This window comes from Devosia alba (genome assembly GCF_039938915.1).
Taxonomy (GTDB): domain Bacteria; phylum Pseudomonadota; class Alphaproteobacteria; order Rhizobiales; family Devosiaceae; genus Devosia; species Devosia alba.
Genome location: NZ_JBDUUI010000022.1, coordinates 1 through 23,272, shown reverse-complemented (window position 1 = coordinate 23,272; position 23,272 = coordinate 1). Strand labels below are relative to the sequence as shown.

19 protein-coding genes are annotated in these 23,272 nt (G+C 64.1%); 2 read left to right on the top strand and 17 right to left on the bottom strand.

Translation table 11 applies throughout. From position 1 onward, the window contains the following. Positions 1–560 precede the first annotated feature (560 nt). From ABFY71_RS17970 to ABFY71_RS17895, 16 genes are all read right to left on the bottom strand, one after another. Entirely contained in the window at positions 561–1,574 is a 1,014-nt protein-coding gene (locus tag ABFY71_RS17970) for an ABC transporter ATP-binding protein (protein WP_347947259.1), read from the bottom strand. 20 nt (positions 1,575–1,594) lie between these two features. After that, on the bottom strand, positions 1,595–2,620 hold the full coding sequence (locus tag ABFY71_RS17965; RefSeq protein ID WP_347947260.1) for a zinc-binding dehydrogenase: 1,026 nt from the start codon (positions 2,618–2,620) through the stop codon (positions 1,595–1,597). Positions 2,621–2,642: 22 nt separating this feature from the next. After that, positions 2,643–3,155, bottom strand: coding sequence for a carbohydrate ABC transporter permease (locus ABFY71_RS17960; RefSeq protein WP_347947258.1), 513 nt, complete (start codon positions 3,153–3,155; stop codon positions 2,643–2,645). Next, entirely contained in the window at positions 3,107–3,460 is a 354-nt protein-coding gene (locus tag ABFY71_RS17955) for an ABC transporter permease family protein (protein WP_347947257.1), read from the bottom strand. The genes ABFY71_RS17960 and ABFY71_RS17955 overlap by 49 nt, the downstream gene beginning before the upstream one ends. Next, a complete protein-coding gene (locus tag ABFY71_RS17950) occupies positions 3,457–4,317 on the bottom strand; it encodes a carbohydrate ABC transporter permease (RefSeq protein ID WP_347947256.1) in 861 nt (286 codons plus the stop codon). The genes ABFY71_RS17955 and ABFY71_RS17950 overlap by 4 nt, the downstream gene beginning before the upstream one ends. A gap of 74 nt (positions 4,318–4,391) precedes the next feature. Next, positions 4,392–5,696, bottom strand: a complete 1,305-nt coding sequence (locus tag ABFY71_RS17945; RefSeq protein WP_347947255.1) for an ABC transporter substrate-binding protein — start codon at positions 5,694–5,696, stop codon at positions 4,392–4,394. 43 nt (positions 5,697–5,739) lie between these two features. Continuing rightward, positions 5,740–6,567, bottom strand: a complete 828-nt coding sequence (locus ABFY71_RS17940; RefSeq protein WP_347947254.1) for a sugar phosphate isomerase/epimerase family protein — start codon at positions 6,565–6,567, stop codon at positions 5,740–5,742. Positions 6,568–6,745: 178 nt separating this feature from the next. Continuing rightward, a complete protein-coding gene (locus ABFY71_RS17935; RefSeq protein WP_347947253.1) occupies positions 6,746–8,410 on the bottom strand; it encodes an extracellular solute-binding protein in 1,665 nt (554 codons plus the stop codon). Positions 8,411–8,766: 356 nt separating this feature from the next. After that, complete coding sequence (locus ABFY71_RS17930; RefSeq protein WP_347947252.1) at positions 8,767–10,365, bottom strand: carboxylesterase/lipase family protein; 1,599 nt, start codon at positions 10,363–10,365, stop codon at positions 8,767–8,769. 148 nt (positions 10,366–10,513) lie between these two features. Next, positions 10,514–12,016 (bottom strand): alpha/beta hydrolase domain-containing protein, encoded by a 1,503-nt coding sequence (locus ABFY71_RS17925; RefSeq protein ID WP_347947251.1) that lies wholly within the window; start codon positions 12,014–12,016, stop codon positions 10,514–10,516. A gap of 342 nt (positions 12,017–12,358) precedes the next feature. Then, positions 12,359–13,540, bottom strand: a complete 1,182-nt coding sequence (locus tag ABFY71_RS17920; RefSeq protein ID WP_347947250.1) for an SGNH/GDSL hydrolase family protein — start codon at positions 13,538–13,540, stop codon at positions 12,359–12,361. Positions 13,541–13,802: 262 nt separating this feature from the next. After that, a complete protein-coding gene (locus tag ABFY71_RS17915) occupies positions 13,803–14,783 on the bottom strand; it encodes an ABC transporter permease (RefSeq protein WP_347947249.1) in 981 nt (326 codons plus the stop codon). Next, a complete protein-coding gene (locus tag ABFY71_RS17910) occupies positions 14,776–16,332 on the bottom strand; it encodes a sugar ABC transporter ATP-binding protein (RefSeq protein WP_347947248.1) in 1,557 nt (518 codons plus the stop codon). The genes ABFY71_RS17915 and ABFY71_RS17910 overlap by 8 nt, the downstream gene beginning before the upstream one ends. Continuing rightward, positions 16,329–17,492: a levoglucosan dehydrogenase gene (locus ABFY71_RS17905; protein ID WP_347947247.1), complete on the bottom strand. Its 1,164-nt coding sequence runs from the start codon at positions 17,490–17,492 to the stop codon at positions 16,329–16,331. Before ABFY71_RS17905 ends, ABFY71_RS17910 begins: the two co-directional genes overlap by 4 nt. An 81-nt stretch (positions 17,493–17,573) precedes the next feature. Next, the gene (locus tag ABFY71_RS17900) at positions 17,574–18,692 is read right to left on the bottom strand and encodes a substrate-binding domain-containing protein (RefSeq protein ID WP_347947246.1); all 1,119 of its coding nucleotides are present in this window, start codon (positions 18,690–18,692) and stop codon (positions 17,574–17,576) included. Positions 18,693–18,728: 36 nt separating this feature from the next. Then, positions 18,729–19,544, bottom strand: coding sequence for a sugar phosphate isomerase/epimerase family protein (locus tag ABFY71_RS17895; RefSeq protein WP_347947245.1), 816 nt, complete (start codon positions 19,542–19,544; stop codon positions 18,729–18,731). Between the two features lie 208 nt (positions 19,545–19,752). On the opposite strand from ABFY71_RS17895, the gene ABFY71_RS17890 reads away from it, so the two are divergent. Both ABFY71_RS17890 and ABFY71_RS17885 read left to right on the top strand, forming a co-directional pair. Continuing rightward, positions 19,753–21,084, top strand: a complete 1,332-nt coding sequence (locus tag ABFY71_RS17890) for an ROK family protein (RefSeq protein WP_347947244.1) — start codon at positions 19,753–19,755, stop codon at positions 21,082–21,084. Between the two features lie 38 nt (positions 21,085–21,122). Beyond that, the gene (locus ABFY71_RS17885; protein ID WP_347947243.1) at positions 21,123–22,154 is read left to right on the top strand and encodes a substrate-binding domain-containing protein; all 1,032 of its coding nucleotides are present in this window, start codon (positions 21,123–21,125) and stop codon (positions 22,152–22,154) included. 353 nt (positions 22,155–22,507) lie between these two features. Here the strand turns inward: ABFY71_RS17885 and ABFY71_RS17880 are convergent, their stop codons facing one another. Next, a complete protein-coding gene (locus tag ABFY71_RS17880) occupies positions 22,508–23,110 on the bottom strand; it encodes a DNA-binding protein (protein WP_347947242.1) in 603 nt (200 codons plus the stop codon). Positions 23,111–23,272 lie beyond the last annotated feature (162 nt).

Sequence of the window (23,272 nt, the reverse complement as noted above, 5' to 3'; positions counted from 1 at the left end):
GACACTCCGCTGATCCGAGAGCCAATCTGAGCCAAATCATCTGACGACGGACAGATACGACAGGATAGCCCGCATAGAATCTGATGTGGGGATCGCCGACAACCAGAGGGTTGCTATCGAAGCGCAAGTCCTGCGTTGCATCGGTCACAACCATCGCGCCATGTTCCAGCATGGTGTGGGCACAAACGACGCGCTCCGAGGGGTCTCTGCAGCTGCCAGACCTATGCGAGACTTGAACCATTGCCGATGGTCTTCAACCAACGTCACCGCGGCAATCGGCACCCGCAGGGCCGCTGCAACGATCCGCGTGAGGCGGTCAAAGGTCTCCTCTGGTGCTGTGTCGAGAATATCGCATCGGCGGAGGACCTGCAGACGCAGATCCTCGTTTGTATCGCTGAACAACAGCACCTCCTCTGCACATGATTGGATCGTAATCTGCACAGCTTAACGATTGATCGTTCGGCCACTCAGATCCCACCATCCATTGGCATTTATGATGCCTAAACAGAGTTCACCTGCCTCTCAAGGCAAGCACAGACCTGACCACGTCACTCCGAAGCTCACAGCGCCCGGTCCATTCTGGCGCCTTTAGCGTCAAAGCGGAGGACGTCCGCATCGCTGGCCTGCAGCACGACCGCGTTGCCATGCACAAAAGCGGACGTGCCTGGCGTGCGGACAATCATCGGCTCGCCTGGACCGATGTCGACATAGACGTAGGATTCCGAGCCGAGATGCTCGGTGCGCAGCACCTTGCCCGCCCAGCCTTCTCCGCCTGCGCTGACGGTCAGGTGTTCCGGACGCACGCCGATCGTCGTGGCGCCAAACCGTGCCGCATGCTCGCCGCCCAGCAGGTTCATCTTCGGCGAGCCGATGAACCCGGCCACGAACAGGGAAGCGGGTCGCTCGTAGAGGTCCAGCGGCTTGCCGACCTGCTCGACCCGACCCGCATTGAGCACAACGATACGATCGGCCAGGGTCATGGCTTCGACCTGATCATGCGTCACATAGATCATGGTGGTGTCGGGCAGCGACTGCTTCAGCGTCGCGATTTCGAGACGGGTCTGCACGCGCAGGGCCGCGTCCAGGTTGCTCAGCGGCTCGTCGAACAGGAAGACCTTGGGATCCCGCACGATGGCCCGCCCGATGGCGACGCGCTGGCGCTGACCGCCCGAAAGCTGCCGCGGCAGGCGCTCGAGCAGGGGCTCTAGCTGCAGCTTGCGGGCAGCATCGCGCACCTTGGCCTCGATCTCGGCCTTGCCGAGCTTCTGGATCTTGAGAGCGTAGGCCATATTGTCGAAGACGCTCATATGGGGATAGAGCGCATAGGACTGGAACACCATGGCGATGCCGCGCTGCGATGGCGGCACCTTGGTCACATCCACGCCGTCGATGCTCAGCGTGCCGCCGCTGACCGTCTCCAGCCCTGAAATGCACCGCAGCAGGGTGGACTTGCCGCAGCCCGAGGGCCCGACGAAAACCACGAACTCGCCGGACGGGATTTCCAGATTCACATTCTTGAGGATGTCGAAGGCGCCGAAGCGCTTGTCGAGATTGCTGATCGTGAGCTTGGCCATGGATGTAATTCCGTGTCGTCCTAACGGACGAACACGGCCTTTTCGGTTTCGCGTTGATCAAAGAGACGGAAGGCGGTTTCGGCCTCGTCGAGCCGGAAGGTATGGGTGGCGAGCCGTTCCAGGTCGATCTTGTGGGTGGCAATGGTTGTTAGGATGTCCTGGTATTCGTTGATGCCGAAATACCAGGAGCCGAACACGGTCAGCTGCTTGCGGATGAGCTGGTCGCTGGGGCGGATGGTGGTCTGGGCATTTTCCCCGACAAAGGCCATGCGGCCGAGCGGAGCCAGCGCATCGAGCGCCATATTGTGTGCGGCGGTGTTGCCCGAGCAATCGATGGCGCCGGTCAGCCCATCGCCGCCGGAGAATTCCCGGATGGCCTGGGCTGCCTGCGGATCGGCAGGGTCGAGCACCAAGTCGGCGCCGAGCTTTTCGGCGAAGTCGCGTCTCTCTTCAATCGGGTCGAGCGCCACCACCTGGCCGCCCAGCGCTTTGGCCGCGAGCACGCCACTCGACCCCATTGGCCCCAGACCCCAGATGCCGATGCGCGACAGGCCGTTGACGCCCACCTTGCGGCAGGCCGAGAACAGCGTGCCGAAGGCATCGGTAGAGATGGCGGCGGCTACAGCAGACATGTGGCCGGGGACCTTCAAGAGGTTGCGCGCCGGCACCTTGAGGAATTCGGCATTGCCGCCATCCATGGTGAAGCCGAGGCATTTCCATTTGGCGCAGAGATGCATGTCGCCCCGCCGGCAATGGGCGCAGACGCCGCAACCGACGGCGAGATAGACCGCGACGCGGTCGCCGACGGCGAACTCTGTCACGGCCTCGCCCGTGGCGACCACGGTGCCTGCCGGCTCGTGGCCGCAGACGAAGCCGCCCGTTGCTTCCCCGCCCCCGACCACGGCATTGCCGTAGTAGAGGCTGAGGTCGCTGCGGCAGATGCACGAGGCGTGCATCTCGACCAGCACATCGTCGGGACCGATCTCCGGTACGGGGATCGAACGGATTTCCACCTGCTTGTTGCCGGGAAGGAAGACGGCTTGCATCTGGGACACGGAATCTCTCCTGTTACTTGACGGCACCGGCCGTGAGGCCGCGTACAAAGGATCGCTGCATGGCGAGGAACAACACGACGAGCGGCGCAAAGGCGATCAGTCCCGCGGCCGCGATGCCGCCATAGTCGACGCCGTATCGGCCCTGTAGGCTGGCCGCCCCGACCGTCAGCGGCTTGAGGCTCTCGGTCTGAAACACCACCAGCGGCAGCAGATATTCCTGCCAGGCAAACAGGAAGACGATCAGCCCCAGGGACATGAGGCCGGGTTTGACCACCGGCACGACGATGGTGAGGAAGATCTTGAGCAGGCCCGCGCCGTCCATCACGGCGGCTTCGACCAGTTCATCGGGCACGTCCTGCATCACGGTGCGCATCATGAAGACCGAAAAGGGCATCAGCAGCGCGGCCTGGGGCAGGATGACCCCGATCCGATTGTCGATGAGCCCGACCGCCTGCAGGTTGCCATAGAGCGCCACGATCACCGAAGGCGCCGGCACCACGAGGCCGGCCAAGAATAGCGCGAACAAGATTTCCTTGCCGGAAAGCGCAGCTTGGCAAAGGCAAAACCCGCCAGCGGTGCCGTCAGCAGCACCAGGATGGTGACGCTGACTGCGGTGATGACGCTGTTGATGAAGTAGGTGGCAAAGCCGGCTTCATTCCATATCCGGCCGAAATTGGTGAAATTGATCGGCCAGCTCAACGTTAGCGGTCCGGAAAACAGGTCGGCCTCGCTGCGGATGGCGGCCAGGAAGACGAGATAGACCGGCACCAGCGCATAGAGCACGAATACCAGGAGGGTGAGGTTCTGGACGAGACGGGTGCTTTTGGTCATGGCTTCCTCAGGAGTGCAAAGGCGCCGGCGCTGATGGTGAGGACGATGATCAGCAGCACCACCGAGAGGGTTGCCGCGTAGCCGAAGTCACCGACCAGGAAGAAGGTCTTGTAGATGTGGGTCGTCAGTACCTCGGTCGCGTAGCCGGGACCGCCCTGGGTGGTGACCCAGACCAGATCGAAGAAACGCATCGCCTCGATGGCGGCATAGAGCCCGAGAAAGAGCGTGGAGCCGCGCAGCAGCGGTACCGTAAGGTCCTTGAACTTGCGCCACCAGCTCGCTCCGTCGATCGAGGCGGCCTCGTAGAGGGCGGGGTCGATGGACTGGATGGCAGCGAGATAGATGATCACGCAGAAGCCGAAGAAGCTCCAGGCGCCCACCACGTTGAGCGACAGCAACGCAGTATCGTCCTGCGCCAGCCAGGCGCCGCCCAGCCCGCCGATCCCAATTGCCTCCAGCCCGAAATTGAGCAGGCCGAAGATGGGATTGTAGATCCAGCCCCAGATGATGCCGGCAACGACCAGGGGAATGGTGCGCGGGATGAAGTAGATGGCCGACAGCCAGCGCACCACATGGGCATTGCGCTCGGCAAGAATGGCGGCAATCACCAGCCCGGCCAGCAATGGAAAGGCCAGCGTCAGCACGACCCAGATGGCATTGTGCCAGAGCGCGACCCAGAAGACGCCGTCACCCAGCAGTCGCTGGTAGTTGGCCAGGCCGATGAAGTCGCCGGCAATGCCATTGTCCCAAGCGAAGAAGCTGAAGCCGAAGACCTGCAGGATCGGCAGGCCGACGAAGAGCAGATAAAGCGCTAGCGAGGGCAAGAGAAACAGATAGGCAGATCGGGTGGTCAGCATGGCTCACTCGCGTCTTGGGCCTAAAAAAAGAGGCGGGCCCCATTGGGGAGCCCGCCCAGGACAGCTGAGTGGGGTCAGGGCACCCAGCGTTCGCCGTTTTCGATGGCCGTCTGCCACGCAGTGTCAATGGCGCCGAGGAATTCATCAGCGGTGGCGTCGCCGCCGACCAGCCGTTGCAGCTCGGCGTAGAGCACCTGGGTGACGCTTTCAGGCAAAGTCGTATGCAGGTCGTAGAAGTTGGTATCGGGCGTCGCCAGGCCCTGGGTGTAGAAGGATTTGACGATGGGCAGGGCATCCCACTGCTCCAGCTCCTCGGGTGTCGTACCGATGGGAACCAGGTAGCCCTTTTCGACCCAGACTTCACGGCTGGCCGGCGAGATCAGGCAGTTGATATAGGCGGCAGCAGCGTCCTTCACATCCTGGCTGGCATTGGCGGAAACCTGCCACTGCGAGCCCTCGCCCCACATGGTGCCGGGGGCCACACCTTCGGCGATCGGGGGCAGCATGAAGACGCCGAGGTCAAACGAGGCGCCGCGCGCCATATCCTGCAACACCCAGGAGCCGGTGATGGTCATGGCGGCCCGGCCGGCCAGGAACAGCGCATTGGCCTCGTCATAGCCGATGCCGTTGAAGCCGTTCGGGAAGTAGTCGTTCTCGGCCCAGGACTGGAAGGTTTCGGCGGCCAGTTTGAACTGTTCGTTGCTCCAGGGCGTATCGCCGAACAGCACCGCCTCTTCGGCAGCCTTGCCGGCGCTGAGACCCAGCAGCAAGCTCAGTGTATTGGTGGCAGGCCAGCGGTCGCGATTGCCGAAGGCGATGGGGATTATGCCCTTTTCCTTGAAGGCCTCCACCGCCGCCTGGAACTCGGCATAGGTGGTGGGCACGGCGATGCCGTTCTCCTCGAACAAAGCTGGATTATAGTAGACCCCCATCAGGTCCTGTTCCATCGGGACGCCATAGATGGCGCCCTCGTAGCTGTTGCGACCGCGGTAGAAGTCGTTGATGCCCTCCCAGCCATACTGCTCGTAATAGTCATCGAGCGGGGCCAGGGCGCCGACGCGGGCATAGCCGGCCAACACGGACGCAGCCGGCCAGGTATAGGCAAGGTCGGGGGTCTTGTTGGCTGAAACGGCCAAGCGATAGCTGTCGCGGATGCCGATCGAGGGCGCGATGGTGCGCAGCACCGTGGCGCCGTTGAGATCAGGTTCGCAGGTCCCGATCAGCTCGTCCATCGCCGGGCCGGCGGCGGTGATGCCCGCCATGGCGAACTGGTCCCATTGCGTGACCACGATCTGGGCGGCAGCGGGCTGGATGGAGATGCTGGCGGTGATACCAGCAATAAGCAGCAACGGCAGGTGCCGTTGGGTCGAGAGCGTCATAGTTTCCTCCTTCTATGAACGGGTATGGGCAGGCGGGCCCTGGTCAGGCCAGCAATGAGCGGATGTAGTCGTGGGCGCGGCGGGCCAGATCGTCGGGCTCCACGTTGCGGCGATTGAAGCCGATCTCCATCGTCAGGTAGCCGTCGAATCCCTCGGTCTTGAGCGCGTCGAGCAGGCCGCGATAGTCGACCACGCCGCTGCCGGGCGGCTCGCGGTTGACGTCGGCGAGATGGATGTGGGTCAGGTCGCGGCCCAGGCGGTGGACATAGTCGGTGGGCACTTCGTTGCGGTAGAGTGTATGGTAGGTGTCGAACATGGCCTTGACGTTTGTCAGATTTACTTGCGCCAGCATGGTGATGAGGTCGTCGCAATCGTCGACCAGGTTGCTGTCGGCCGAGGTCGGCTCGACGACCACGGTGATCCCCAGCGGACGCGCGAAATCGGCGATCTCAATCAGCGCCTCGCGGCTCCAGGCCCAGGCCTGGTCGCGGCTGGTGCCGTAAACCTGCCAGCCGGCAACATAGAGCAAGGTCTTGCCGCCCCATTCGGCGCAGAGCTCGGCGACCTGCTTGTACTGGTCGATGGCGCCGGCCCGCTCCAGCGGATTGGCCGAGGCGACATTGAAGCCGGGTCCGCCGCCCGGGGCGGGCAGCATGCTGGCGAGCTTGAGGCCATTGTCGTCGAGCACCTGCCGGATCTCGCGGCGGCGCTCCCTGGTCAGGTATTCGGGATAGGCATGCGGGCTGGCCGCGCCGATCTCGATGCCGTCATAGCCGATGCGGGCGATGCGTTTGATGACCTCTTCGAGCGGATAGGCCGGCACCCATACCGGAAAGCTCGAATATACCCAGGTATTGAAAGCCAGTTTCAATGTGTTCTCCTCTCTCAGGCAAAGCGGCGCCGTCTTGGGAATCGGGCGATTCCAAGGGGCGGCGTCGGCGTTCTGCGCGCCGAAAGTGCTTGTGCTGGTCCCAATGGCTTAGGCCACTGCGCCCGCCTGCAACACCCGCAAAGATGTCCAGAATGGATAAAATCTGGCCGAGCTGGCGCTAGGATGGGCCCGGCGTGGCCATGACGGCTTCGGCGCGGCTCTGCGCCGTTGCCAGAGCGGCAGCGCGGCTCTTGCGGCCGCTGAGCATGTCGTGAATTTCTTCGCCGGCAATGGAGATGAGAGCGGAAATGCCAGGGACCGGCGGGCGTGGCCAGGCGCGCAGCACGCCCTGGCGCGCAATGGCATCGACGATGCCGATGACCGGGGACAGCGCCTGCACTTCGGGATCCCGGTTGACGCTGAAGCGCGGGCTGGCAAGGCTGCCATTGGTCATGAACAGCTTGGCCGCGCCCGCCGAGGTCAGTGCCGTCAGCGCCGCCCAGGCCGGGGCGACCCGTTCCTCGGCAATGTTGCCGGGGATGGCCAGGGCGTAACCCCCAAGCGGGGAGATCGGTCGACCGCTCAGTCCAGTGGGCTGAGGCAGATAACCCGTCCTGCCATAGGCCGGAGAAGCGGGATCGTGCTCGAACAGGTTGACGAGCAGGGTATGGGCATAGGCAAGGGCCGCATGGCCATTGGCATAGGCGCGGGCCCGATCATACCAGGTCATGGTGAGGATATCGGGCGGCGACACGGCCAGCAGTTCGGTCAGATAGTCGGCCGCGGCACGGGCAGCGTCGCTGTCGAACATCGGACGCAGATGCTCCTCCGCCATATCCTCGGGCAGGAAGCCGTCCGAGGTGCGGGCGAGGTTGACGATCGGCTGTCCATGCGCGGCCATGACGACCATGAAAGTGTGGCCCAGCGCGGTGCCGCGGCCACCATTCCAGGCGATGCCGAAACGGCCCTGCTCGGGCGCGTGCAATGCCCGGGCGACGGCCAGCGTCTCGGCGGTGGTGCACGGTGGGGCCAAGCCGGCATCCTTGAGCAGGTCGGTCCGGTAAGCCAGCAGCTCAGCCGTGCTCAGCAGCGGAATGCCGTACTGGTGGCCCCGGCGACGGGTGCTCGCTACGGCGTCTGGCAGGAAGTCGGCCATATCCAGTTCCGACCCGGCGATCAGGTCATCGAGGGGGCGCAGCCGGTTGCGCCGGACCATGTCGCCGAACCACGGCAGGTCGCAGGCGATGAGATCGTATGCCGAGGCCTGACGTTGTCCGTTCTGGACGATTTCGTCCCGCAGCCGGTCGATGGACAGGGCCTTGGAGCGGATCAGCACGCCCAGGATCATCTCAAACTGCTGCTTGAGCGCGTTCATGGCCATGAAGGTTGGGTCGGCGTGGACCAGCAGGCGCAGGCCGCGCGGCAAAGCGAGCTTGCTTTCCAGCACGGTGGGCGGGGCGATCACGGCCGACATATTGTCGGCCGGCTTGCCCACGGGCTGGGCGCCCCGACCGGTCATCTGCTCGATCAGGCGGTGGGTATGGCCATTGAAAAGCTGCCACCGACGCAGAAGTTCGGATGAGGGGTGCATGGAAAAGGAGCGGCCCGTGGTGGTGCGGGGACGCCTGACGATGAGGCCATCCTCGATCAGCCGCTCGATAGCGCGGAAAGCGGCGCCATAGCTGAGCCCGGAAGCCGCCGCCAGGGACGACATGGTGGTCAGCCGGCCGCTGACGTGATTGCGCATCAGATGAAGCACGATGCCGAGGTCGCGCGGATCGATGCTCAGGCTATCGCTACCCTTGCCCCTTAGGGCAGCAATGAACTCGATTGTTTCCAGCATGGCGGCATTGGACGCCAACTGGATTTGCGACGCACCTGCTTCATAAGGCCCCTCAGGGAGCCCTTCGGTCGCTTCAGACTTCCGGCGCCTGTAGTTTGTCGCCACGCATTGCACCTGTTTGGCCGTGCCCCGACAATGGTTGATTGCCGCGGCGGAGCCTTTGCTGCGGCCATTGCGTCAGGGCACCGGCCGACGTTGAGCTTACGATAGGCTCCGCATCTTCAGGAAACAGCCAACGATCTGCAAGACGTTGTCGACAGCGGCCCGCGCTTGGCCGCGGAGCGACCTCATCATCGCGCCGACACTACACCACCCGGTGGAACGGGTAAGCCCCCGCCGAAGCGGAGGCTCAGGGTTCAGTTGCCGGACCAAAAGTCGCATTCGTGGTCGGCGGCAAAGCTGGTGATCGGCGTGCTCTCCCCGCCGGCCCGCAACGAGAGGACCTGCTGGTTGTCCGTCCATAGCGGCCAGGCCGGCCCACCGTCGAAGTTGGGATCACCCTTGGCCGCGAAGGCGGCCCAGTAATGCATCATCTGCGTCGCGAGCTTTTCCTGCGTTGCATCGAGATCTGCAGCGCCGAGATCGTAATCGAAGAGATATTGCAGGTCAGCGCTGTGGCCGTTGGACATATCGGCGCCCGGCGGGCCGTCGAAGCCGTAGAGGCCGGGCGAGGTACGGTCGTCGAACTCGTACTGGTAGGTGGGCACCCATTCGGCCAGCTTGGCCACGGTGGCACCGGTGCCGCAGACGAAGGCCTCATCGCCCATCGCCTGGGTGATCGCCTCATAAGGGCTGTTGTAGTGCGCCAGCGGATAGAGCTCGAGCACCTCGTCTGCCCGGTCGGGATAGACCTTGCCGACCATGTCCGGATAGGTTTCGGCGGTGACGTCATAAAGCTCGGGCATCAGCAGCATGGCGATTAGCTTGAATTCCGACCGGGTGGCGCCGACCATCATCGGCACTTGGTTCCACTCACCGGAGGCGATTGCCGCCTCGGGCGCGACCGGGATCAGGTTACCGCCGACCTTGATGCCGCCGGTATAGTCGGCCTGGTGGGCAATGAGCGTGCCGGCCCAGACCCCGCGCAGGCATGCCACCTGGTCGGGGCCGGCGGGACAGCCGACGGCCTCGGCGAAGGCCACCCCACTGGGCTCGGCCGTCTCAAGGTCGGTCGAGACCCAGCCGCAGGGCAGGCTATGCAGGATGGCGCGGTGGAACAGCCCCGCCGCCGAGGGGGCCGCGAGCAGGGCGCAGACCGAGCCGGCACCTGCGGATTGCCCGAAGATGGTGACATTGTCCGGGTCGCCGCCGAAGGCCGCGACGTTGCGCTTGACCCATTCGAGAGCGGCGATCTGGTCCATGGTGCCGTAATTGCCCGAACCCATGGGAGTCTCTGCGCTCAGCCCCGGATGGGCGAGATAGCCCAGGGCGCCGAGCCGATAATTGATGCTGATTTCGATCACGCCGGTCTCGGCGACGAGAGAGGCGCCCCCGTAATTGGCCGAGGTGCCCTGGGTCCAGGCGCCGCCGTGAAAGTAGACCATCACCGGTCGGGTGTCCGATGCCGTGGCGCCGAGCGGCCGGTAGAGACTGAGATACAGGCAGTCCTCGCTGGCGGCCTGACCCTCGAGCGCGCCATGCGGCTCGAACTGGAGACAGGCCGGCGGCAAGTCGTCGGCGGCGACGGTACCGGTCCAGGCGATGGCCGGTTGCGGCGGGTTGAAGCGCAGGTCCTTAATCGGCGGGGCGGCATAGGGGATGCCGAGGAACTGCTCGGCTTTGTCAGGAGCGACGCCTTCGAGGCTGCCGCTGTCGATGGTCACAAGCGGCGCACTGTCCTGGGCGGTAGCGTGACCCAGGCCCAATGTGGCGAGGGCAAAGGCGGCCAGCAGGGCCGCTGTGGTCCTAGACCTGAAGCCAGGACGGGATATTGGCCTTCTTAGATCGGTTTGCATCATGTGCTCCTGATGAGGGTGGGGCGCGCGGCCGCCGGCCGGCATGAACACGGCCGGCGGCAAGCGCTGCCGCGGCGGAGCCGGCAGGTGACGGCTCCAGAACGGAGAAGCCGCCGCGCCCCGGGATGGGGCGCGGCGGGGAGCGTGATCAGGGAACCGGCCGCAGCTCGGCTTCGGTGATGATCCTTTCGGCGTCCTCGGGCAACAACCAGCGGTCGGCGAGCAGCTTTTCGACCTCGGCCTTCACCTGGGCGACGTAATTCTGATGCGCGCCGACGACGCCATAGAGCTGGTGAAGCTTGGCGGTGCCAAAGTCGACCTGATGCCCGAAGGACCAGGCATAGGGCAGGCCCTCGACGGGCGTGGCGCTTTCGAAATAGGTGGCCGTGGGCACATCAAGATAGGGACTGCGCACGCCGCCCAGCACGTTGCCATGCTCGTCGGTCTCGAAGGCGAGCGGGTAGACCGTGCCGAACAGGGAGGTACTCTCGCCTGCCGTCGTGGCGATCGGCTCGGATTTGGGCGGCAGGGTGCCGTCGATCACCCACTTTTCGAGGTTGGCGTACATGGCCGGCTCGATGTACTGGCGCGGCAGATGGTTGGCCGTGGTTTCGGCGCCGCCATATTGGTAGGCAACCTGGGTGGGCAGATCCCCTGCCCGCTTGATGGCCTCTGGGTCAGGCTGATAATTGGTAATGAAGGCGGGACCGTGCGGCGCGCCGGCAATTTCGTAGCTGCGGTAACCTGCCTTGGGATCGTCGCTGTCCTCCCGGCGCCAGTCATAGGAGCCTAGCAGAAAGATGTCGCCCTGCGCGTCGGCACGAATGAAGGGCACGTGCTCGGCCGGCAATTGCCCGCGGGGATCGTCTGCCGGCATGGCCTCAAGGCACTGACTGATGGGAACGGTGCGACCGGCGCCCGACGCCGACAGGAAGCCTTCATAGACGGGAGAACCATCGGCCAGCACCGCGGCATCGGCAAAGTTGTTGGCATAGGTGTTGAGGAAGAAGCCGGTCTGGGATTCACCCGTGCCAAAGACGTGCCGAACGTCGTAGCCGGCCAGCGGAGCGCCCTCGGACGTGTCACGCACCAGGGCACCAATCTGGCTGACCATGTCCCAGACAAGGCCATTCTCGTAGAGGCGAGAGAGGTTCTCGTCATACCCCGCCTCTCCCGGCAACAGGCCGCATACCTGCTCTTCGGCCGGCAGCGGATTGGTCATCGCCAGCCGGCCATAGCGTGCCGGATCGATCCGCTGCAGCGACGCGATGACATTGGGCTTGGCGGTCATCGACACCCAGATGTCGCCATCGCGCATGACCTTGTCCTGGATCGCCGGCCACTGCACTTCGACATCCCAGCCGCGCGACGGATTGTTGAGCTCGACCCAGACGGTGCCGCTGAATTCAGCGGCGTCGGCGGGACGTCGCACGATCATACGCGTCGTGTATGGCGCATCGGCAGTGGCCACCTGCGGCACTGTCGCGGCGCCGTCGCTGCCCCAGTCATAGACATTGGCGGTTCCCGAGACCAAATATTCCTCGATCTCGTAGCCATGGGCCTCAAGATCCGTGCCGCCGGTGGTAAAGATGGTCGATGTCTCGGTGACCGGGATCGGCCCCTCGACAGCAGGAATGGCCGTCTGAGCCATGACCGGCGCCACGGCCAGCAGCAAAGCGATGCTGCTTGCGGAAATGAGGACGCGGCGCGGCCACCTCTCTTGCAATCTGGACTTGTCGTCACGCATAGGTATCTCCTCGGTTTTATGGGTGCGATGCGCGTTCTTCTCGGTCGCGCATGCACGGCTGAGGCGATCGGATCCGGCATGCCTGCCAGGGAAGTCCGGATCTGGTCGCCCGGTCGTCAAGCGGAACGCCTGCCCCGCCTTGAAGCCTTGGTTGGCGGCCATCCGGTTCGTCCGTGCCGGCCGCCAATGCTGGGCTTGAGCGATGTTGCATCGCGAGTCCTAAGATCGTCGCGACGCCTTGCTTGGTCAGTCGCGATCGAGCAGGTCGAGATCGATGGACTCGGCCATTGCCTGGTAACCGGCATCGTTCGGATGCAGGTTGTCGCCCTTGTCGAAGGCATCGAGGACCTTGGTCGGGTCGGCTGGATCCTGGAGCAGCTCGTCGAAATCGATCACGGCGTCGTACTCGCCGCCATTGCGGATCCACTCATTCACCTCGACCCGCACAGCTTCCTTGTCGGTGCTATAGAAGCCCTCCAGTGGCCCGCCTTCGAACGCGTTGTTGAAGGGAGTCAGGGTGGCGCCGATAATGCGAATACCGTGATCACGGGCGCGGGCGATGATCTGCCTGTGGCCTGCGATGATGTCCTGCGCCGATGGGGCAAGGGCCTGTGGGTCGAGCACGGAACCGGGCCAGCCGATGTCGTTGATGCCCATCATGAAGATCACCGTTTCCACCTTGGGGTGGCTGAGGACGGCTTCCTCGAAACGGGCCAGGGCGTTGGTTCCCATGCGGTCGACGAGGACGCGCTGGCCGGAAATTCCCTCGTTGAGAACGGCCGTCGGGACGCCGCCCGCTTCCTGCAGGCGCTGCGCCAGGACATCAGGCCAGCGGGTATTGGCATTCTCGGTTGAACCGTCGCCATCCGTGATGGAATCGCCGAAGGTGACAATGGCGCGTGCATCCTCCGGCGCGTCCACCGCGATGCCACTGAGGAAGAGCCGAGCAGTCGTGGTCGTGTCCGCCACGATCTGGACGTCGGCCGTCCTGTTGCCGGCCACTATATAGGCCGTCTGGCGGCCGTCGTTGTGAACGGTTGTGGTCGGCGTGACATCTGGAAAATAAAGGCTCACTGCTACCGAGCCCAAAGCGGGCACGTCGAGCTCGACAGCATCGCTGACCACTGAGGCGCCGGCTGGAATGGTAATGGAATCCATCCCGCCGAATGTCAGCTTGCGATCACTGCCCGCCTGGGTGTCGGCGCCCTCGTCATGCAGGGCCACATGCGCTTCGCCGACCATCATCGGCCGGTCGCCGAATTCATTGGACAGCGCAATGCGGACCTGTTTGCCGCCCAGTGAGACGCGGGCGACCTGCCGCACGGTCTGGTCCCAGACATTTCTCGGATAGGTCAGCGGGGCCAGAAAATCGGGACCCCAAACCGGTTGCGGCGCCGCGGCCCAAGTGTCGATCCAATCTTGGGCCAAAACGGCACTTCCCGCCGAACTGATACTCGCCGCCAGGGTCAGCGCCAGAGCCAGCCTTTTTCCGGCCCGTTTCCATCCTCCTGGGGCTCCGTGTCTCCCCTCCTGCCCCCGACCCGGCGGCAATACAGCCTTCTCGTCACACATAGTAATCTCCTCGGTTTTTGAAATGCGATGCGCGTTCTTTTCGGGCGCGCGTTCGCGGCTGAGGCGATCGGATGCCGGCATGCCTGCCAGGGAAGTCCGGATTCCGGTCGCCCGGTCGTCAGGCGGGACGTGTGCCCGCCTGGCTCAGCGCGACAGCCAGGATGATGATCCCGCCGCGGGCGATGAGTTGCTGGGAATATTCGAGGCCCATCAGGATCAGGCCGTTATTGATGACGCCGATCATAAGCGCGCCAATGATCGAGCCGATCACGGTGCCCTTGCCGCCGAAGAGGCTGGTGCCGCCCAGCACCACGGCCGCAATCACCGACAGTTCGTCGCCTTCGCCCAGCTGGAAGCGACCGGTCTGCAGCCGCCCGGCATAGAGCATGCCGGCGATAGAGGCGGTCACCGCGGAGATGACGATGACCCAGAGCTTGATCTGGCCGGTATTGATGCCGCTATAGCGCGCGGCCACCACATTGCCGCCCACTGCCAGCACCTGGCGGCCGAACTTGGTGCGCCGCAGCACAACGTGACCGATGACGCCGATGACCAGCATCCAGACCAGCAGGGTGGGAACCGGCCCGATATTGCCGCCGCCGAAAATCGCCGGATAGGTGCGGTCGAGCACGGGAATGGCGGCGGTGCCGGAGATCCACATGGCCGTACCCTTGGCGATGCCCATCATTGCCAGGGTGGTGAGGAAGGTGGGGATCATCAGCCGGGTCGAGAGGAATCCGTTGATCAGCCCGACGGTAACGCCGGTCATGATGCCTGCCGCGATGCCGGCGGGCAGGCCGCCCCAGGCCACGGCCATGGCCGTGGTGACCGAGGCGAGGCCCGCCACCGCGCCGACGGACAGGTCGATCTCGCCCGATGACAGCACCAGTGTCATCGCCACTGCCATGACCGCGATCATGGCGGTCTGGCGGGCAATGTTGAGGATGTTGTTGGGCGTCAGAAACCCTTTGTCATGCAACGTCAGGGCGAAGAACAGGAAGACCACGACAAAGCCGATATAGATGATGTTCTGCCGCCAGGTGCGCTTGAAATAGCCCCAGGGTGTTTCGCGGCCCGCCACTGCCATAGTTTCAGACATGATTTCCTCCCCGCTGCACGATCAGTTGCAGCTTCTGTTCGGCGCGCAATTCCGTTGCATCGCCGGTACTGGTCAACAGGTCCGCCTTGTCGATCGTTTCGACCAGGCGGCCGCCCGACATCACCGCGATGCGATCGCTGACCGCCGCAAGTTCGGCCAGTTCGGACGAGATGAAGATGATGGACTTGCCCTCGGCGGCCAAAGCGCGCACGAGGCGCAGCACTTCCCCCTTGGAGCCGATGTCGATGCCGGCTGTGGGTTCATCCAGGATGAGAATGTCCGGATCGGTCGCCAGCCATTTGCCGATAACGATCTTCTGCTGGTTGCCGCCCGAGAGTGAATTGGCCGGCGCCTCGCGCGACGCCGTCTTGATGGCAAGGCGCTTGATCAGCTCGTCGGTGGTGTTGCGCGACTTGACGCGATCGACAAAGGGCGTCGAGCCGAGGCGCTTGAGGATCGGCAGCTCGATATTGTCCTGGATGGAATGGTTGAGCACCAGCCCCTGGCGGCGGCGGTCCTCCGGCACCAGAGCCAGGCCGAGTTCTGTCGCCTCGCGCGCCGAACCGATGGCAATTGTCTGGCCGCGCAGCGTAATGGTGCCGCCGGCAATCGGTTCGAGCCCGAACAGCATGCGGGCCAGCCGGCTGCGTCCTGCCCCGAGCAGGCCGGCAATTCCCAGCACTTCACCGCGTCGGAGCGAAAAACTGACATCGCCGCCGCGGCGCAGTTTGCTCGACAGGTGTTCGACCTGAAGGATGACGTCATCCTGCGCGGTGGAAGCGGTGGTAAATTCGGAAAGGTCACGGGTTTGCTTGCCCATGATGTCGGCGATCAGGGTTGCCAGCGAGTAGTCGGCGATGGGACGGCTGTCGATCAGCCGGCCGTCGCGCAGCACGGTCGCATGGTCGGCAATGCGGAAGATCTCGTCCATGCGATGGCTGACATAGATGATGGCCTTGCCCTCGCTGCGTAGGCGCCGCAGCAGATCGAAGAGAATATCGACCTCGCTGGCGGTCAGGGCAGAGGTCGGCTCATCGAGCACCAGCACCGCGGCATTCTGGGACAGGGCCTTGGCGATTTCGGTGAGCTGCTGCTGGCCGGTGGAGAGGTCGGCCACCAGGGCAGCTGGATCCACGCCCACCCCCATCGAGGCAAAGATCTCGGCACTGCGCCGTTCCATCGCCCGGTCATCGATCAGCCCCGACGGGGTCAGCGGTTCATTGGCGAGAAACACGTTCTGCGACACACTCAGGGTCGGCACCAGGCTCATTTCCTGGAAGATCATGCCGATGCCCTTTTGCCGGGCCAGATGCGGGGAGAGGCGCTCGAACGCCTCGCCCCTAATGGTAATCGTTCCGCCATCGGGCGCCTGGACGCCCCGCAGGATCTTGAGAATGGTGGATTTGCCGGCGCCATTCTCGCCCAGCAGGGCATGGATTTCGCCAGAGCGCACATTGACACTGACGTCCCGCAGCGCATGGACGCCGCCAAAGCGCTTGGAGATGCTGGCCATCTCCACCGCTATCGGCTTAACCGTCAGGTCGCTCACGCGATGTCCACCCACTGGCCGCTCTCGCCCGAGGTCAGGATGGCGTCGGCGATGAGGGCGATGCGATAGCCATCCTCGAAATTGGGCGATGGCTGCTTGCCGGTCACGATGGCCGTGCACAGATCGAAGCATTCGACGATCTTGGTCTCGCCATAGCCGATGCCAAGCGCCGGGATCGGCCAGAGTCCGGATCCATAGGGATGGGCGGGACCGGTATAGACGGTACGGAAACCACGGGCATCGCCGATGTCATCGGCGAACATGACCTGCAGCTCGTCGCGCCGCTCATAGTTGAAGGCCAGCGAACCCTTGGTGCCGTGAATCTCGAAGGTAAGGAAATTGTTGCGGCCATAGGCATTGCGGGTGGCTTCTATCGAGCCGATGGCGCCGTTGGCGAACTTGAGCATGGTCAGCATTTCGTCATCGACGTCGACCGGGCCGCGTTCGGCATTCTTGTCGCCGCCCCCCACGCCGAGCTTGTCGACGCCTTCCGCCTGCTTGGGGCGGGTGGGGATGTGGTTTTTGACCAGCGCGTTGACCGAGGCGATTTCGCCGACGAGGTAGCGGGCAAAGTCCACGACGTGTGTCCCGATATCCCCCACGGTGCCGGAGCCGGCGACCGATTTCTGGAAGCGCCAGGACAGCGGGCTGTCCGGATCAGCGGACCAGTCCTGCAGATAGGTGCCGCGAAAGTTGAGAATATCGCCGATGCGGCCTTCCTCGATCAGCTTCTTGGCAAGGGCCACGGCCGGAGTGCGGCGGTAGTTGAAGGCCACCATGTGGATGGAACCGGACGCCTGGACCGCGTCGAGCATCGTCTTGGACTCTTCGCCCGTCCGCGCAAGCGGCTTTTCGCAGATGATGTGCTTGCCTGCCTTGGCCGCCGCTATGGCGATCTCGGCATGGGAATTGTTCGGCGTGCAGATGTCGATGATATCGATGTCGGGCCGGGCAACAACGGCGCGCCAGTCGGCAGAGGCCTCTTCGAAACCAAAGCGGTCACGTGCCGTCTCGGCCATCTCCTGATTGACGTCCACGACCACCTTACGCACGGGAATGGCGGGCGCGGGCCAGAAGAACATCGGCATGGCGGCATAGGCCATGGCGTGGGCCTTACCCATGAAACCGCCGCCGATCATGGCGACATTGAGCTTTCGCATTTTGCTGTCTCACTTTTGGAATGATGCGCGGGGGCGGTTGAAGGGAGGCGCCGCCCCCGCAATAGGCGCCGGGAGGAACGCCTAGTTCATGGAGTCACGGATCGTGGCGGGTGCTTCGGTGGAATAGACTGTCTGCCAGGCATCGAGCAGGTTGTCCTTTTCGACCGGCAGGGCCGGCAGCGCCACGTAGGGCGGCGCGTCCTTACCGAGCAGGCCAAAGCCAGCGAGCTTGGCTTCGGTCACGCCTTGGTCGAACGGTCGCTGCGCGCCCAAACCCTTGATGAAACCGCCGCGTGCCATGTCAATGGCGACATTCTCGCCCAGGTCGATCGTGGTGATGACGAGGTCGTCCCGGCCATTGGCGCGTGCTGCGGAGATTACGCCTTCGGCAGGCACGTCCCAAACTGCCCAGATGCCGTCGATGCCGGCATTGCCCACCATCATCGCCGAGGCAGCCCGATCGGCATCACCGGTAAAGTCGGGTCCACCGATCCCCTGTTCGGCGACGATCTCGATATTTGGGTAATTCTGCTCGATGGTGGCCTTGAACGCGTCGTAGCGCTGGCGCGTCACGAAGAAATCTGCGGCGTGGTAGACGATGCCGATCTGGCCATCGCCGTCCAGCGCCTTGGCCATCAGGTGGGCGGATGCAACGCCATTGCCGTAGTTGTCGGCGGAGACGACACTGACATAGTCGGTGCCGGCCACGAAGCCGGCCGGGACGTTGTCCATGAAGACGAGCTTCACACCGGCCTCGGCGGCCTGCCGATAGGCTGCGGCAGTGGCCGTCGGATCGGTCGGGATCGAGACGATGATGTCGGGGCTTTGCGCCATGATGGTTTCGATGTCGGAAACCTGCTTGGCCGAATTGAAGCCGGCGTCAGTAGTGGCAATCACCTCGATGCCCATGGCCTCGAACTGGGTCTGCAGACCGTTGATCTGAGCCTGGCTCCAGTCGTCGCCACCATAGTGCATGACGATTGCGGCGGTGGCGCCCATGGCCTTGATCTGGGCCAGCTCGTCATCGGAAAGCGTGATCTCGGAGGCCGCGACCGGGCTTTCGCCGCCTGGACCGGTGCTCAGCGTCTGGTCGGCGAGGGCGGCGAGCGCCTCGTCCGGGCTCTGTGCGATAGCTGTTCCGGCGATGGTGCCGGCCAGCAAGGCTGCCGTCAGCAGCGCCGTCGTCTTCAAGTGTCCCATGGTATCCTCCCTTTGGTGACAGTAGTGATGGCCTGGTCAGGCAAAATGCCTTTGCAGGAATGCGTGGCTGCGCGCCGCCCCCTCGTGGGGATCGGGCCAGCTATCGAGCTCGGCCATGACCCAGCCCGAATAATTGGTGTCCTTGAGCGCCTGGATGACCGCGCCGTTATCGAGGTCGCCCGCGTCGAGCGGGGTGAAGGCGAACGGCTCGCGCTGCAGGCCCTTGAGGTGCACCAGGCTGATGCGCCCGGCAAATTCGCGAACCTGCGCCGCAGGGTCGCCACCGGCTGCCGCCAGGTGCGCGGTATCGGGGCAGAAATCGAGGCCGGTGAGGCCGAAAACCCTGGTCACCTCAGCCGGACCTTCCACGATGGTGGAGAGATGCGGATGGTAGTGGGCGCGTAGTCCGGCGCGCCGGGCAATCTCGCCGACCCGGTCGAGGGCTTCACCCAGACGCTTGTAGTCGTCCGCCTCGATACCGCCTGCCCGCTTGGCGCCGCCACCGATGACATAGTGGCTGGCGCCGGCTTCCGCCGCTGCTGCCGCGACCCGCTCGATCCGGGCCAGTTCCTCTGGGAGAATGTCCGGAAAGATGAAGTTGCCGCCCGAATAGGTCGAGACCAGTTCGAGGCCGGCATCGGCGAGCTTGCGGCGCAGGTCGGCGGACGTCTCGTCGAGCAGATTGCCGTCGAAGATCTCCACGCCAGCATAGCCGGCCCGCGCGATGTCGGCGAAGGCGCGATCCATGTCGGCAAAGGTCCGGTAGGTCAGCTGCGTGATCGACGTGACCCCGACGGCATTGCCGCCGAGCGGGCCCCAGCAATTGGCGTGATAGGCAAATTTGACCGCCATGCATTCCTCCTCAGTACAGATCGGCGTGCGCCGAAATGGGGTCCGTTGCCCCGGCTGTTGATCAAGGTTACGCAGCTTGAAAACACGAAGTCAACATTGAATCAGCATAAGGTTCATATCTTTTGCTGATAAATAAACAAAAGATCCTTCTTGATGCGGAGAACTACCCGGGTTAGGTTTCGAGATGCAGCCGGCAAGGGATGGATTCGTGGCGGAGGAGAAGACAGCGCAGCGGTCGGTTGGCCGCCCCCGCAGTGTCGAGGCAGCCCAGGCAAGCCTGGCGCTGTTGCTCAATCTTGTTCGAACCGGCACGGCGACCACGCGGCAGGAACTCGAGCGCCGCTCCGAGCTGGGGAGAGCGGTCGTCGCCGACAGACTCGCGACGATGATCGACCTGGGCCTGCTCAAGGAAGGCGAACTGGGTCAGGCCACCGGCGGCCGGGCGCCCCGGCAGATGCAGTTCCGCCAGGATGCCGGCTCGCTGCTGGTGTCAGTGATCGACCAGAGCTCCATCGCCCTTGGCATTGCCGATCTCAACGGCCAGATGCTGGTGGAGCATCACGAGGCAGCCCAGCTCGACGCTGGACCCGAGGCCATTCTCGACCGGCTGGCGACCATTTTCGACTGGCTGCTCAAGGAAACCGAGAAGCCGGCGCCGTGGGGGATCGGCCTGGCGCTGCCCGGACCGATCGAGAAGCCGGTATCTGACTTTGAGGCGGTGCCCGTGCTGCAGACGGTGCAGTCGTGGCAGGACTTTCCGTTTCTAGAACGCATGTCAATGCGGTTCGGCGTGCCGGTTTTCGCCCGCAGCGGCGTTCAGACTATGACCATGGGCGAGGCCAAGGCGGGTGGCGGCCGAGGCCTGAGCGACATGATCTACGTCAAGCTGGGCCGATCGATCAGCGCTGGACTGATTTCCGAGGGGCATCTGCACCGGGGCGCCCAGGGCGCCGCCGGCATGATTGGGCACAGCCGGGTTGGCGAGGATCTGCTCAAGGCTGTGGTCGGCGCCGACGCCATCGCACGGGAGGGAATGATCGCAGCCGAAGACGGGCGCAGCCCCTATCTGGCGCAGGCCTTAGCGCGGCAGGGCGAACTCTCCGTCGTCGATATGGGGCACGCGGCCCAGCTCGGCGACCTATTTTGCGTGAACCTGCTCGGCCGCTGCGGGCGCCTCGTGGGCGAGGCGCTGGCGCCGTTGACCAATCTGGTCAATCCCGCCTTGATCGTCATTGGCGGCGTGGTCGCGGAATCGGGTGGCGACAGTCTCCTGGCGGGTATTCGCGAGGCGGTCTATCGCCAGTCACACCCCATGGTATCGCGCGACCTGCAGATCATCCGCTCGCAGATGGGGGCGTCCTCGGGCCTCGTCGGGGCCGCCCAGGTGGTGGTGGAAGAGCTGTTCGCGCCCAGCATGCTGCAGGGCTGGGTCGGACAGGGGTCACCCCTGCGCCATCCCGACTTCCAGAAGAGCCGGGAGCGCGTGGCCGCAACCCTGGCAACTATGACGGTCGCCCCGGTGGGGCGCGTGGCGCCATGAACAGCAAGACTTCAGGCATGACACCAAGGGAGACGGCCATGTCGATTGCAGGTCTCGGCCCGCATGGCGAGCGGGCCGTGCCCGCAAACCAGATCCAGCTATCGGATAGCGATGCCATGCAGGCCCGCACCCGCCGATTTTCCGTGGCGGTTGTCCTGCACACGACGACCAGCGACTGGTCCAAGCAGGAGCTCGCCGGCATTGCCGCCACGCTGGGCCTGCATTCGGCGGCACTGGTGGAAGTGGTCGACTGCAATTTCGACGTCGACCTGCAGATTGCCGCTCTCGCCCGGCTGGCCCACGAGCCGGTAGATGCGGTGATCTCGATCCCCATTGGCAATGCGCGGGTCGCCGCGGCCCATTCGGCCCTAACGCGAAGCGGACGCAAGCTGGTGCTCCTCGATAATGCCCCCACCGGAATGCTGCCGGGTACCGACTATGCAAGCGTTGTCTCGACCGACAATTTCGGCCTTGGCCAGAGTTGTGCCGCCATGCTGTCGCACCATATTCCGCCCAATGGTGCCGCCGGCATTCTCGGTTATGGCATCGATTTCTTTGCCACCCACGAACGCGAAATCGCCTTCCGGAAATGGATGGCTACCCATCGGCCCGATGTCACTCTGGTGCGCGAGCGCTTTGCAGAGCTGGATGGTGCGGGGCCGGCGGCCCTGGCCATGGTGAGCAAGACCCCAGAGCTCTCGGGCATTTTTGCTGTCTGGGACGTCCCCGCGATGAAGGCGGTCCGCGCGCTTACCCAGAACGGCATCCACATGCCAGTCACCACCGTCGACCTAGGCAACGAGGTCGCCCTTGATATGGCGCGCCATGGTATGATCAAGGGGGTTGGTGCCCAGATGCCTTATGACCAGGGAAGCGCCGCAGCGCGCGTAACGCTGGCGGCCCTGCTCGGCCTGCCGGTGCCGCCCTGGGTGGCGCTGGCCGGACGTGAAGTCACGCCATTCGATGTCGTCGAAGCTTATCAGGTGATCTGGCACCTGCCGGCGCCGAGGGCCATCATCGACAGCGTGCGGGCACCGTCTGCCAACCATGATTCAGAAACTGGCCTCTAACCCAAGTTCGGTTAATTTTGAGGGCCCCAGTTGAGCGACCATTCCTTATTAACCCTTAGGTAACTGCCGAAAATGCCCACCAACGGCAGCTTTCAGGGAGACGACTCGGCGACCTGAATGACCGGAATAGGGTCGGAAACGGCCGTCGTGCGCCCGCTCGATAAATGCCGACCCTAGGTGATGGAATGGGATTAACAACGGTTTCCGTTGATGCTGGGCATGTTGCCGCGACGACGCCGCGCTCCAGGGTTCGTCATGACCGGAACGGGTCGGCAACGTCAACTGGACTGCGGTAACTGCAAATGGGAGATCTTCCGGGCGGTTGCCTTCGGATCTCGCTGGTCCGCGTCGGTTCACCCGCCGCGGTCTCTATGGGGCAACGAGACGGTTGCCCTCGGTGACGGTGTTTTATCCGACCGAGAAGCCGTCGACACAATGCTTTCGATCCTTGCGATTGCCTTCTCGATCCCCTGCGACCGCTTCAGCCACTCGTTGGCTAGATCGGACTCCAGAGACCGGTTGGCGGCCAGTGCCTCGGCCAAGCGTTGCTCGGCGCGCGTCCGGTCAGCCCATGCCTCGTCCCGCTGGCGCGTGATTTCTGGGATGGCCTGAAGGCTCCGGCCGTTCTCCTCCGCTAGCTCCTCGATCTGCACCTCGAGTTCCACGAGCGTAGTCGACAGGCGCTCCGCCAAGGCCCGGGCCCGGTCGGCCTCGGCCTGTCCGCCGGCGCGATAGATGTCGCCTAGGGCGGCGCGGGCCATCTCGATGATCGCAGCGGGAACGCCGTCGTCTTCCGTCTGCGGGTCGCGCAAGGTGCGCAGGTGCGACAGAACTGTCTTCTTGCTCCCTCCGCCTATCAGTTCGATGATGCGGTCGGCAGTCGGCGTGCCGTTCCGGCGGCGTATCGTATCCACGGCCTGACGTACCCTCTCGAGGGAGGCGATCTCTGCTGACATCGGTTTCTCCTGGTTGCTTTGCCGGTACGGTACGGTTCGGAACCGTACCAGCCGCTTCGGAAGCTAGGGGCAGGAACGCGTTACGCCTCGACGACCAAGCCTTCGTCTGTTGATTGTCGCTTGGAACTGACCCGGGGTTGTCATTGAGAAGTGACCCGCCAG